This is a genomic window from Acinetobacter sp. V102_4 (assembly GCF_031799005.1).
GTDB lineage: Bacteria > Pseudomonadota > Gammaproteobacteria > Pseudomonadales > Moraxellaceae > Acinetobacter > Acinetobacter calcoaceticus.
In genome coordinates this window covers 171288-182784 of record NZ_JAVQNR010000049.1, presented here as the reverse complement: position 1 = coordinate 182784, position 11497 = coordinate 171288, and the positions used below count along the sequence as shown (strand labels likewise).

The following is an 11497-nucleotide window of genomic DNA, read 5'->3' as shown; positions in this document are numbered from 1 at the left end:
AATGCCTAGAAGCCTGATCCACGAGATCAGCCTTTTTTAATGCTCTAAATTTGATCCTGTATTCTCATGGCATCCTCTGGCATCTCTTGTTTCCTTAGGATGACCCCATACCTTTCGCATACGATTGAACTTGCGTCTCTCCACCAAGAGTTTTTCTATGCAAGCTTCTCGTATCCAGTCTGCTTTCGTCATGTCGCTGGCATTAGCCACACCTTCGATGGATTCATCGGTTAAATCATTAAATTTGACCGTTACAGGGTTATCGAGCTTTCCACCTAAAAAGCCCAACTCTCTTGCTTCATTCATTTCATCGGTTCTCATTAAAAGAGCAGCTCCCTTGCCTATTAAAATTACATAGGGATTTCTTCTTTCTTATGCTCTATATTTTTTGACTTTCGCGGATTACCAATTTTAAGAATTTCTTGTTCAGTAAAGTTTTCGCATAACTGTGCAATTAACTTTGAATATTTGCTTTCGCCTGTGTACTCCGAACGGGGTAAGCAATTCTTTTCAATCCATTTATAAATAGATCTTTCACTTAATTGAACAGAAAATGCCACCGCACAAACTCCGCCAGCATCATGAATTACTTCTTTTATAGTACTCATACCAAACCCAATAATGAACTATTGGTTCAACTTTAACAGGAACTGATAGTTCATTCAATAACATTTATTATTGAACCAATGGTTCAGAATGGTGATGTAATGACTTCACAAATAGATTCAGTTAAGCAAGAATTTGCACAACGTCTTCATAAAGCCATGGACGCTGTAGGCTATCCAGCTAGAGGACGGGCACGTATTTTGAGCCGAGAGTTTAATATTTCCGATAAAGGCGCGGGAAAATGGTTAAATGGTGATGCCATACCTGAAACCTCAAAAATCCCTCTTTTATCGAAGTTTTTAAAAGTTAATTCTGAATGGCTTTTATCAGGTACAGGCTCAATGTCTCAAGCCATTCAGCAGGATGAGTTAATAAAGAATTTAGATAGGAATATTGATATCAATCAAAAAATAGAAGTTTTAGGAAATTTAATCCCAGTTATATCTTGGGTTGAAGCGGGAACTTGGACTTCTATTGAATCTGTACCTAGTGGAACTGAATTTAATGAATGGTTACCTCACAATCCGAAATGCGGTAAAAATGGATATGGATTAATAGTAAGAGGAGAATCGATGGCACCAAAGTTTGAACCAAATGATAGAATTTATGTAAATCCAGATTTTCCAGTAAGTGACTTAAAAACTGGTGATTTAGTTATAGTTTCATGTGAAGGTGAAAAAGAAGCTACTTTTAAAAAGCTAGTGATTGAAACGGATGGTATGTATTTAGAACCACTAAATCCTAAGTGGCGTGAAAAAATCATGTATCTACATGAGGGTTGTAAACTAGTTGGAAAAGTAGTTGGGTTGTACAGAGAGGTTTAATGTGAATTAGTTAAAATCCCCCAATTCACATTATAAATCAAGGCAAAATTTCTCTTTCAATTAAATCTAACTGTCTTCTAAGATCAGTATAGTTTGTAGTTGATTCAATTAACCATTTTGAATTTAAAGTAAAATTTGTTCCATTACTAAATGATGGTTCTTTATACTCTAATTTATAGCAGTCTGATTCACCATCATACACTTCATCATTATGTAAAAGAGCATTTCGTAAATATCGCAATTTAGTTAATCTCTGCCATTGATTTAGGGTAATATATTGTTTTTCATGTGAAATTTTCAAAATATCTATGAGATCAATATTATCTTCTTCATTAAAACCATGTAAAGATTTTAAATATATTTGAATCTTTGAAATTTTTGCAGCGAATAATCCTCTTAAATTATTAAATTCTTCTCTAATTTTCACAATCCGATTAATTAGTTCGAAAGTAAAACTATGCCACTCATTACTATTGGATCTACTTACAAAAGAAAATTTTGTAAAAAGATTTGGGTCTTGCTCATCAGATAAGTCTTTTATTAACTTCTGAATAATTGACTGTTTATTAGACCTTGTATACAGTAAAAAATCACATTGAAATTGTTTTTTTAAAGTCAAGTAAAGGTCAATTCCTTCTTTTATTTCATGTTCATTCTCACCTAAATTATTATCACTAATATAAAGATCAATACGTCTCTTTTTTGAAAGAGGCAAACTAGCGACACTATCTGGATTAGAAAAAACTTCAATTAAAGGATTAAAACCTTTTAATTTAAGACGATCTTCAACTACACGTTTATACTCAAAAATAGATCGCCTATTATCTGGATCATCAACTTCATCATCCACAAGAATTACATTAAAATCAAGTCTCATATTACCCCCTATAGATTTTAAAAGTAACTAAACTTTCATTATTTTCAATTTTAATTGAATATTTTGATTTACTTAAAAAGCCTTTAATCTGATCCAACCCAATTCCAGTTCCTTTATCTTTTGTGGAAAAACCTAATTCGAAAACTTTATCATACAAATCTTCGGGGATTTTTTGTGAATCACTTGATATTAATAGTTCATTTTCATTAACAAAATTATATTGAATAAATTTTGCACCATGCTCAAATGCATTATTATAAAAATTATCCAATGTAAGTATTAACTCTACAATATTGCATATTATTATAAATTGCTGCTCTCCAACTACTAGAATATCTAGATTAGAATATGAAGATTTTTTTCTTTAATATACCAATCTAATATATCTTTTAAATTATATTTAAATTTAGCTCTTGTATCAAAATCACTATTAATTAGAATATCTTTGAAAATACTTAATTCATGTTTTGTTCTTTGGACAGAGCGAATAGTATCTATTAATTCGCTTTGTAAGTTTACATCCAACTTTTCAGAAAAATTTTGTAAATCTTTAACTACCCACTCAAGTCTATCAGTATATGTAGTTAAATGATGACTTAACTGTTCACCATAGGAACTTTCAGTTCTTTTCTTTAAAAGGTTTTGATTCTGTTGTTCTAATTTAACTAAAGTGCTTTGTTGCTCTTTAACTTTTTTTTCTGCAAGAATTTGCTCTTTTTTTAATTCTGTAACATTATTTTTTAACTCTTTAACGAGAGGTTTAATTGTTTTTAAGTCATTCTTATCAGTAATAGAATTAACAATTTTGTCCAACTTAATTTCAGGTTTATTTTCCTCAAAATTTAGCTCATTTTTAAAATATACAAGTTTCTTATTTCGTGAAAGATAATTCTTAAACTTGACAACGCCTTCTTCAGAAATGTCTTCAATCGAGATTTTTTGAGCCTCATTCTCTTGATTAATAGATTTAATTTCACCCCATGAAATTAAGTTAACATAATACTCTAATGGGCGATGGATATAATCAAGATATAATTTTTCTAACTCTTTTAAATATATAGTATTTACAAACCCTGAGTCACGAGAAGATGCTTCTTTAAAGTACAAATTATTAACATCTTTAATATCAATAAAACCAAGTAATTCACGGGTACCTAAATATCTACTATGACCTTGAGTTTTTCGCATATTTAATGAAAATAAATCATAATCTCTTTCACCATAAGGCATTACTCTAAAGTTGTTTTTATATATAAAAATATTTCCATAGTTAACAGGTTCTACTTTCATTCGTCTTGTAAAAGTCAATTTTGCAGAATAAGTTAAATAATTAATATTTATATTAATAGGACAATATCTTAGAATTGAGTGATTTTCTTCTTCTGTCTGGTATATTTTTTCCCCTCTATCAAATAGAGTAACTTTAATTTTTTCATTAAAATCTGCTTCTATAGTTATACTTTTATCTTTTAAAACTTCTGCTATATTACTTTCAATGATTTCTTCCTGAGGAAGTAAATTTAATTTATTAACTACAACTATTTTAAAACCATCTTCTTTTAAAAAGGGATTTTTTAAACGACGGAGGCTTTCTTTAGCTTTATTTATCTGTTCCATTCCCCATTGTTCATTTAAATTACTAATTTCTAAATATGTAAATGATTCATTCACAGTGTCAACAATACTATTAGTATATTCAGTTTCAATTGTCTCAAATCTTTTACTCAAATCTAAATCAAATTTACTCCAGTCAACTTTTAATTGATGACTTTTCTGATCATTTTTTCTTTTTGTTTTTATTAAAAGATTTGTCCCTAGTCTATCAGCCGAAAAACGTCCTATTCCTTTTGAACCAACAAAGGCTCGATCATTATTTGCACTTCCCTCTTGCTTATCAGAATAAGCTAAATTCAGCCATTTATTTATTAAATCATCTTTTGACATACCATGGCCATTATCACTAATAATAATTTTATCCTGATCAAAAATAATTTTTACATAAGTAGCATTTGCATCATATGAATTTTTTACTAGTTCAAAAATTGCTACAAATTTATCTGTAATTAAGTCTCTTCCAACAATACTTTTTATACCTGAACTTGTTTGAAAATAAAGTATTTCTTTATTCATTTTAGCTTCTCTAAGTTTAATTTAATTTCTATTGCAATAGCCCTTGCTAAAAGTGGGGGAACAGCATTGCCAACTAAAGTATATTGAGGTGTCTCCTGTTTTCTAAGATGGCCTCCTGTTGTTCTTTTACCTAGAAACTCAAAACTATCATCAAAGGATTGTAATCTTGCCATCTCTCTAACAGTTAGAATTCTATTTTTTGAATAATGCACCATATCATCAGGTAAAGTTAAAACTGTTGGCGAAGGTTCATCTGGTATCATTCGCCTACAATTATGTTTTTTTGTCTTATATTTTTCTTTAAGCTCATCTGAAAGCATTTGATAAACATTTTTAAAATCATCACCTGCTTTCAATAAGGCAAATCTTTCAATTATTAAATTTGAATGTTTACTTGTTTCATGATTTTTTAATTTTTTATTTTTAACCTCAGTACCGTCTACCTTTAATGTACGACCTTTTCGAGATTTAAGTTGATATTCAGAAGTGGCTTTTTTTAAATATTTTTCAAGTTTTGTTCCAATATCTATATTTTCTAGATCTGCTAAAGCTTGCTTTGCCGAAATTTTTACTTTTTGAGATGGTTGAGGGTGTAATAATATCTCATTAATATCATTTCTTGTTCCCAAGAAAAAAACCCGTTTTCTCCGTTGTGGCACACCATAATCACTAGCATCAAGAGTTTTAATTACTACATGGGAATAACCAATTTCGGAAAACTCCTTGATTAATACCTTAGTTACTAGCTCATTTTCATATATTTTAGATTGTCCTTCATAATATGAAAATTTGGCCGACAAAATACCAACAACGTTCTCCATAACAAAGTATTTTGGCTGAACTTGTCTCAAAATGTTAATGTAACTTCTTACAAGTTGGTTTCTGAGATCATCAGGATTTCTTTTCCCAGCCATACTAAAACCTTGGCATGGAGGTCCACCGCAAATGACATCAATTTTATTAAAATCTTTATCTAAAAAATCTTTTAAATTTTTTTCAGTAGCTAACTCTTGAATATCTCCACAAAAATACTTTAACGCATGACCAAGTTGATCTATATGTCGGTATTGATATGTTAATGCTGCTTGTTCACTTTTATCTGATGCGTAAGGAATTGAAAAACCAGCTTGTAAAAAGCCTTCTGCCATTCCTCCAGCACCAGCAAACAAATCTAATACCTTAAAATTAGTCATATCTCAATTTAATAAAAATTTAAAAAATATATTTCCCTAATTTATATATTAACACTGATATTTTTTAAAAAAAATATTGAAAAATAACAAAAAAAATGATTTTAAAATTAACCACCCGTAAATACGAACCAATAGTTCTTGACTAAATTGAACCGATAGTTCATATTTCTCTCATGGACAACAAAAAAAGCACATCGACTCTTCTACCTTCCGATGTGCTTTGCATTACGCGAGGCAAGTATGAAACAAAACCCTATTCCTAGTCAAACCACATCACGCTTATATCAACACCCGACTGTTGAAGAACAGCGTCCTTCTCGTTTCGCCACCATCAAAGCCAATGCAATCGACTTCATTAAGTTTATTGCCCTTTCACTCATCCTTTGGGTGATTGCAGTAGCCGCTGCATCTTGGATGATGGGAGGCTAATCATGAATGCTCAATTCAAACCACATCCAGAGGGCATGAAAGCCTATATCGGTCATGATCGCTTAACTGGTCTCTACTCTGTTCGTATCGGCTGGACCGTTTACGCAGCTAATGCAAACGGCAGTGTGCTGTACACGGTAAAAGGTGAAGTGAAGACTCCTTTAAATGTTGAAGTGTTTAAGATGAAGCGCCCTAAGGTTTATACAGCCTTAATGAATGAGATTAGCTTCCAGCGCTCAAAGCAACTTGCTAAGGATTTAGCTGCCTCACACATTCCATCAAATGACCGTAAAGCTTATAAGAAGAAGCGCGGCTTTACTGGTTCAAAATAAGGATAAGAAAAATGAATGCAGCAATTAATCCAACCGTTTTAAATAATGAAAGTACTAACCACTTTGAACAGTTAGCAGCGATTAGCGTATCTGGACATATCGAAAAGAAAAACAACATGTCATATCTGTCTTGGGCTTGGGCCGTGGACAAACTCATGCGCATAGATCCACAAGCAAACTGGGCTTTTCGTGATCCAATGACTTTTCCGGATGGATCTATGATGGTTCATTGTGATGTCACCGTATTCGGTAAAACCATGTACATGTTCTTGCCTGTGATGGACTATCGAAATAAAGCGATTGCTAAACCGAATGCATTTGACATCAACAAGGCCATGATGCGTTGTCTGGTTAAAGGCATTGCAGTACACGGTTTAGGTTTATATATCTATGCCGGTGAAGACTTACCTGAGGAAGAAAAGACTCAGCAAAAGACAGCTCAACCTCAACAGCAGCAAACTCCACAAAACCCGCAGCAACAGCCGAATGCAGCCCAACAACTTACGGCTGAATTCCAACAAGCACTACAAGCAATTCAACATACACAAAATGAGGCAGATCTGGCCACAATCTATAAACGCTTCAAAGGCACCAGCTTTGAAAGCCAGATTGTGAAGGCATGCAAAGCAAAAAAGGACATGGAGGGATGGAGCGCTTAAGTACCTATATCTTTAGGTATGTTGCCAAACTACATGGCAACGGCACTCTAAGAGGTCGTATTGAAGCGACCTCTGCCCTCCACGCCAAACAACGTGTTATGCACAATAATGAGCTGATTAAGGATGCTCATATCTCTTTACTCAAGAATCAGGCTTCAGCACGTAAAAATGCTTTTGAAGCCATGGAGGAATTTATATGAGCTTCCGTTACTCATCCTCAGCTCGAACCCTAATTGTGTTTGGCAATTTGATGAACCATTACTACGACAATGTGAATCCGTCTCAAATCGATAACTTAGTAGATGAGGCGAAATTTAAAGAAGCGACTTGGAGAAAGTAAAACAATTTTAGAACTGCGATGTTCTACATGAGTGACTGTATTGCTGACCCTCTGCGGCCACTCTTGAGAACATTGCAGTATTTAGGGGTAATTAGATAGGTATAAGGTATGGGAAAATATATAGTCGTTGTTGAAGCAGAAAAACCACCTCAGGTTTTCATTCATGAAATCATTCCTAATGTTGGAAAAGTCATTGAAATGAAAGCTGAGGAAATACCAAACCGTGTTACTGCAGCATGGTTAATGGATCGCTATAGCCTGTCTCGTAAATTGATTATTGATGAGCTTCGTCCATTCAATAAAGGAACTGATGGCAAGCATCTTTACGATCCGAATGAAGTTATGCCCGTTCTTGAAAATTTAAATATTCAAAGGCAGCAACGCCAGTCTAGACGTAAAAACTAAAAAGGCGCTTAAAGCGCCTTCATTATTTTTCGTAGTATCAAATTAAGAAATATTCTTTACTTTTTTTACTGCTCTAAAGGAATCTTCTATGTTCAACGAGCCTACATTATTTATAGCGGATTGAACCAAAATCTTAATAGATAGATTTATTTTATCTTCTAATTCATCAAGGTTACTAAAGTTAGTATTTGATAAAGATATACCAAATTGATCTAGACCTTCGATTTGTTTAAAAAGTTCTTTCTTTTGATCCTTTAGATTTTCTAGACTATTTGAAATAGTCGAAGCATCTGGATCACCTTTTTCTAGTAAAATACTATTAACATATTCATATTCCGAGATTAATTTAGAGTATTTTTCATATGTTTTAGTTATTTCAACTATATTTTCATTTGTGAGTCGATATAGATTCATTTTTAGCTCAAATGCTCTTTGAGCATTACTAAGCTTAAATTGTTTATATGCGTGTCGGATAGGGATAATAGCTAACAGTAAGGCAATTACAGCAATCAATATTTGGATTTGTCCAGCATTACAACCCACCCATGACCAAAAGTTGTTTGAATAACACATAATTTTAAAAACCTAATTTATCAATAAATTTTTGCTAACTTCTTTAAATTAAAAAGTTCTATTAACTTGAGACTTAAAAGATATTCTAATACCACTTCACCAATAATATTTGTTTGCTGATCAATTTTTCTTATAATAAAAGTATAGATGAACCCTAGAAAATTGTAAAAAATTATTCGACACCACTTCGACACCATTAAAATATAACCTATTGTTATTTAATATTTATTATAACCTTGCCAAGGTTGGGGTCGCGAGTTCGAGTCTCGTTTCCCGCTCCAAAATTTAAAGACCACTTAATTCGAAAGAATTAGGTGGTTTTTTTATTGTCTGGTAGTTAGCTTGAGCTAATTAAAATTTGTATTTAAAGAAACGCTTTACATTCTACCACAACACCCACGGCCGTCTTTGTTGGCTAAATTTCCTATATCAATTTCAGTATGAGATGAGTCTTATATAATTTATTAGTAGATGGAAACATAGGACTACTGCAGACTTTGTTCCAACGGTACTAACCTTAAAGTTGATAAAAATAATTATAGTTTAAATATTATTTAATAATGGATGTTTTCAGAACTCAAACCAAATGTTAAAGTATGTAAATCCTGACTTTCAAATAAGTGATTTAAAAACAGGTGATTTGGTTATCGTTGCAGGTGGCGAGAAAAACGAAAGTAACTTTCAAGAAATTGAATGTAAAAAGCAACGGTATGTATTTAGATCTCTTAAACCCTAAATAGTATGAAAATACCATAATGCTCCGAAGGGGTGTTTCGGGATGTGTGAAAATGATTTTGAAGGTTCAATATGCGTTTTAATACTACAAAGTTCTTTAAAATAAATGAACTTTTACTTGATCAAGAAAATTATCGATTTGGTCTAGCACATAATCAAAAAGAGTGTATTGACCTGATTTATCGTGATAGCCCCACTAATTTTGAGAATTTATTAAATGATATTATTTCAAATAATATTGGCGACTACCCTTTAGTTTTCTCAAATGAAAAAAATGAAAATATTGTTTTAGATGGAAATAGAAGAGTTTCTATTCTTAAAGTTATTAATGACCCATCATTAGCGCCAAGTAAACGCATAGAAGATCTTATTAAAAAAATTGATAAAAAATCTCTCCCCTTCAACTTAAATAAAATTGGATGCTTTGTCAGTGCAGACAAACAAGATATCTTAAAAACTGTTTATGAAAGACATGCTGCAGGGAAAGGAATTTCTCGTATACATTGGTCAGCTTTCGCTACCGCAAAATTTCGATATGATGCCCATATTGAGGATGCAGATTGGCGAGCTATTGCAATTTTACTCCATGTTATTTCGATTGATATTGATTCAAATAATTATGTTCAATCACCTAGGTTCTCTTTTGAGGTATTCAAACGACTTATCAGACATGCATATTTAAATAACTATATTCATTTTGAAGTTTTCAATGAAGAAAAAGCGATACTTAATTCTGAATCTAACTTTTTTTCAATTGCTATTGAACTTGTTAAAGAGTTAATTAAAGCGATTGATAATAATGAAATAGGTTTATCTAGAGGAAAAAATTATGCTTCAGAAGCATTCTTATCCGAATTTTTCGAGTATAGATTTCATAAACTGGATATTGAAAAGCCTCCTAGAACGCGAAGAAAGAAAGAAGTAAAACCAGTTACACCACCAATCGCACCTCAAACACCTATACTCCCTAATCCTATTGTTCCACTAAGCCCTCAAACAGGACTAATTCCTCCCCCACAAATTGGGTTACCTTTTATAGAGCCAAAAGCTAAATTAGAAATACCGGATATTCCTTCATTAATAGAGGAAAATAACTTTTTAATTAATGCATTAAATCAATTAGCTGTACACAAGTTTTCTTTAATTTATAAGTCATTAACAGAGCTAAATAGTAAAAAGTATGTAATTATTGCTGTTGTAGCTGCGTGGTCTTTTTTAGATAGTTTACCAAGAGTCGCAGGGTGGTCAGATACTGACTTTACTAGCTACTACAATAATCATATAAAAAAGTTCATTTCTTCAAAAGAACAGCAAACAACAATCCGTCATTCTCTAACATGGCTTTCCAATGAAGGGAATTGCAATAAGCATTCCTCAGATTATGTTACTTTAGATCACAAAGAATTTGTTAAACATTTCAATAATATACAGTATTTCATATCTAGAGTTATTTTGGAAATTATTTTACCCAATAAAAAAAGTGGCCAAAACTGATGATTTTTGATTAAATATACAAATGGCTAACTTTAACACTCCACTTCGCTATCCCGGTGGTAAAGGAAAATTTTCTCCCTTTGTAAAAAAACTAATGGAGACAAATAACCTTAATGCTGATTATCTCGAACCTTATGCGGGAGGAGCTGGTGTCGCTTTAGATTTACTTTATAGTGGCTATTGTAAAAACATTCATATTAATGATTATGATATTGCAGTTTTCAACTTCTGGAAATCTATCATTGAGAATACTGAATCTTTTCTTAAGCTTATAATTGATACTCCAATTACCATTGATGAATGGCATAAACAAAAACACATCCTCTCCAAACCTGAAGAATTTAGTCAACTAGATCATGGCTTTGCAACTTTTTTTCTAAATCGAACTAATCGATCAGGTATCTTGAAAGGTGGCGTAATTGGAGGGAAAAATCAAAATGGTAACTACAAGTTAGATGTCCGTTTTCATAAACAAAATTTATCAAAACGAATTGAGAAAATTGGTAAGCATAGCACTCACATTAAAGTATATAACTATGATGCTTTAGAGTTACTTAATAAAGTTGATAATCTTTTACCAAAAAATTCTTTAATATATCTTGACCCTCCTTATTACGTTAAAGGCCAAGGTCTTTATCGCAATTTCTATGTACATGAAAATCACGTACAAATTCGAGAAGCTTTAGATAACATCCAAACAAAATGGATAGCTTCATATGATAACTGTCAGGAAATTAAAGATATTTATAAGGGATATAGACAAGATGACTATGATTTAAATTATAGTGCATATTTTAAAATGAAAGGTTCAGAAGTCATGATATATTGTGATTTTATAAAACCTGTTGAAATTAAAAATAAGCAAGGTGAATTAGAGCTATAAAAATTTAACTTATGTTT

The 11497-nt window shown here is 31.9% G+C and carries 15 protein-coding genes and 2 pseudogenes; 10 read left to right on the top strand and 7 right to left on the bottom strand.

The annotated features are described in order from the left end of the window. Positions 1-36 precede the first annotated feature (36 nt). Both RMB13_RS14385 and RMB13_RS14380 read right to left on the bottom strand, forming a co-directional pair. Positions 37-321, bottom strand: coding sequence for a hypothetical protein (locus RMB13_RS14385; protein ID WP_311085572.1), 285 nt, complete (start codon positions 319-321; stop codon positions 37-39). A 29-nt stretch (positions 322-350) separates the two neighbouring features. After that, positions 351-608, bottom strand: a complete 258-nt coding sequence (locus RMB13_RS14380) for a hypothetical protein (protein ID WP_311085571.1) — start codon at positions 606-608, stop codon at positions 351-353. A gap of 99 nt (positions 609-707) precedes the next feature. Here RMB13_RS14380 and RMB13_RS14375 point away from each other — a divergent pair, with 99 nt between their 5' ends. Continuing rightward, the gene (locus RMB13_RS14375; RefSeq protein WP_311085570.1) at positions 708-1430 is read left to right on the top strand and encodes a S24 family peptidase; all 723 of its coding nucleotides are present in this window, start codon (positions 708-710) and stop codon (positions 1428-1430) included. Between the two features lie 37 nt (positions 1431-1467). Here RMB13_RS14375 and RMB13_RS14370 read toward each other — a convergent pair whose 3' ends face one another. The 4 genes from RMB13_RS14370 to RMB13_RS14355 form a co-directional block, all read right to left on the bottom strand. After that, positions 1468-2307, bottom strand: coding sequence for a hypothetical protein (locus RMB13_RS14370; RefSeq protein WP_111854777.1), 840 nt, complete (start codon positions 2305-2307; stop codon positions 1468-1470). 1 nt (position 2308) lies between these two features. Beyond that, positions 2309-2578 (bottom strand): GHKL domain-containing protein, encoded by a 270-nt coding sequence (locus tag RMB13_RS14365; RefSeq protein WP_311085569.1) that lies wholly within the window; start codon positions 2576-2578, stop codon positions 2309-2311. A 65-nt stretch (positions 2579-2643) separates the two neighbouring features. Beyond that, entirely contained in the window at positions 2644-4437 is a 1794-nt protein-coding gene (locus tag RMB13_RS14360) for an ATP-binding protein (RefSeq protein WP_311085568.1), read from the bottom strand. Then, positions 4434-5630: a DNA cytosine methyltransferase gene (locus RMB13_RS14355; RefSeq protein WP_311085567.1), complete on the bottom strand. Its 1197-nt coding sequence runs from the start codon at positions 5628-5630 to the stop codon at positions 4434-4436. Before RMB13_RS14355 ends, RMB13_RS14360 begins: the two co-directional genes overlap by 4 nt. Before the next feature lie 240 nt (positions 5631-5870). Between RMB13_RS14355 and RMB13_RS14350 the strand changes: the two genes are divergently transcribed. The 6 genes from RMB13_RS14350 to RMB13_RS14325 all read left to right on the top strand — a co-directional run bounded on the left by RMB13_RS14350 (position 5871) and on the right by RMB13_RS14325 (position 7795). After that, positions 5871-6059 carry a hypothetical protein gene (locus RMB13_RS14350; RefSeq protein ID WP_311085566.1) on the top strand — a complete coding sequence of 63 codons (189 nt, stop codon included), beginning with the start codon at positions 5871-5873 and terminating at the stop codon, positions 6057-6059. Between the two features lie 2 nt (positions 6060-6061). Continuing rightward, entirely contained in the window at positions 6062-6391 is a 330-nt protein-coding gene (locus RMB13_RS14345) for a hypothetical protein (RefSeq protein WP_311085565.1), read from the top strand. An 11-nt stretch (positions 6392-6402) separates the two neighbouring features. Continuing rightward, positions 6403-7050, top strand: a complete 648-nt coding sequence (locus RMB13_RS14340) for a DUF1071 domain-containing protein (RefSeq protein WP_311085564.1) — start codon at positions 6403-6405, stop codon at positions 7048-7050. After that, positions 7038-7250: a hypothetical protein gene (locus tag RMB13_RS14335; protein WP_311085563.1), complete on the top strand. Its 213-nt coding sequence runs from the start codon at positions 7038-7040 to the stop codon at positions 7248-7250. The genes RMB13_RS14340 and RMB13_RS14335 overlap by 13 nt, the downstream gene beginning before the upstream one ends. Beyond that, positions 7247-7390 (top strand): hypothetical protein, encoded by a 144-nt coding sequence (locus tag RMB13_RS14330; RefSeq protein ID WP_002045195.1) that lies wholly within the window; start codon positions 7247-7249, stop codon positions 7388-7390. Before RMB13_RS14335 ends, RMB13_RS14330 begins: the two co-directional genes overlap by 4 nt. Positions 7391-7498: 108 nt before the next feature. Beyond that, positions 7499-7795, top strand: coding sequence for a hypothetical protein (locus tag RMB13_RS14325; protein ID WP_311085562.1), 297 nt, complete (start codon positions 7499-7501; stop codon positions 7793-7795). A 42-nt stretch (positions 7796-7837) separates the two neighbouring features. Here the strand turns inward: RMB13_RS14325 and RMB13_RS14320 are convergent, their stop codons facing one another. Further along, positions 7838-8368: a hypothetical protein gene (locus tag RMB13_RS14320; protein ID WP_311085561.1), complete on the bottom strand. Its 531-nt coding sequence runs from the start codon at positions 8366-8368 to the stop codon at positions 7838-7840. Positions 8369-8963: 595 nt separating this feature from the next. Between RMB13_RS14320 and RMB13_RS21850 the strand changes: the two are divergent. The 3 genes and pseudogenes from RMB13_RS21850 to RMB13_RS14310 form a co-directional block, all read left to right on the top strand. After that, positions 8964-9105: pseudogene (locus tag RMB13_RS21850) on the top strand (peptidase S24); the annotation flags it as partial. Between the two features lie 70 nt (positions 9106-9175). After that, positions 9176-10607, top strand: a pseudogene (locus tag RMB13_RS14315) (hypothetical protein). Positions 10608-10619: 12 nt separating this feature from the next. Beyond that, positions 10620-11480, top strand: a complete 861-nt coding sequence (locus RMB13_RS14310; protein ID WP_311085560.1) for a DNA adenine methylase — start codon at positions 10620-10622, stop codon at positions 11478-11480. Positions 11481-11497: the final 17 nt, after the last annotated feature.

Excerpts from the sequence above, each read along its gene's own strand:
- RMB13_RS14385 (WP_311085572.1), bottom strand. The coding sequence starts at position 321 with ATGAGAACCGATGAAATGAATGAAGCAAGAGAGTTGGGCTTTTTAGGT.
- RMB13_RS14380 (WP_311085571.1), bottom strand. The coding sequence starts at position 608 with ATGAGTACTATAAAAGAAGTAATTCATGATGCTGGCGGAGTTTGTGCG.
- RMB13_RS14375 (WP_311085570.1), top strand. The coding sequence starts at position 708 with ATGACTTCACAAATAGATTCAGTTAAGCAAGAATTTGCACAACGTCTT.
- RMB13_RS14370 (WP_111854777.1), bottom strand. The coding sequence starts at position 2,307 with ATGAGACTTGATTTTAATGTAATTCTTGTGGATGATGAAGTTGATGAT.
- RMB13_RS14360 (WP_311085568.1), bottom strand. The coding sequence starts at position 4,437 with ATGAATAAAGAAATACTTTATTTTCAAACAAGTTCAGGTATAAAAAGT.
- RMB13_RS14355 (WP_311085567.1), bottom strand. The coding sequence starts at position 5,630 with ATGACTAATTTTAAGGTATTAGATTTGTTTGCTGGTGCTGGAGGAATG.
- RMB13_RS14350 (WP_311085566.1), top strand. The coding sequence starts at position 5,871 with ATGAAACAAAACCCTATTCCTAGTCAAACCACATCACGCTTATATCAA.
- RMB13_RS14345 (WP_311085565.1), top strand. The coding sequence starts at position 6,062 with ATGAATGCTCAATTCAAACCACATCCAGAGGGCATGAAAGCCTATATC.
- RMB13_RS14340 (WP_311085564.1), top strand. The coding sequence starts at position 6,403 with ATGAATGCAGCAATTAATCCAACCGTTTTAAATAATGAAAGTACTAAC.
- RMB13_RS14335 (WP_311085563.1), top strand. The coding sequence starts at position 7,038 with ATGGAGCGCTTAAGTACCTATATCTTTAGGTATGTTGCCAAACTACAT.
- RMB13_RS14330 (WP_002045195.1), top strand. The coding sequence starts at position 7,247 with ATGAGCTTCCGTTACTCATCCTCAGCTCGAACCCTAATTGTGTTTGGC.
- RMB13_RS14325 (WP_311085562.1), top strand. The coding sequence starts at position 7,499 with ATGGGAAAATATATAGTCGTTGTTGAAGCAGAAAAACCACCTCAGGTT.
- RMB13_RS14320 (WP_311085561.1), bottom strand. The coding sequence starts at position 8,368 with ATGTGTTATTCAAACAACTTTTGGTCATGGGTGGGTTGTAATGCTGGA.
- RMB13_RS14310 (WP_311085560.1), top strand. The coding sequence starts at position 10,620 with ATGGCTAACTTTAACACTCCACTTCGCTATCCCGGTGGTAAAGGAAAA.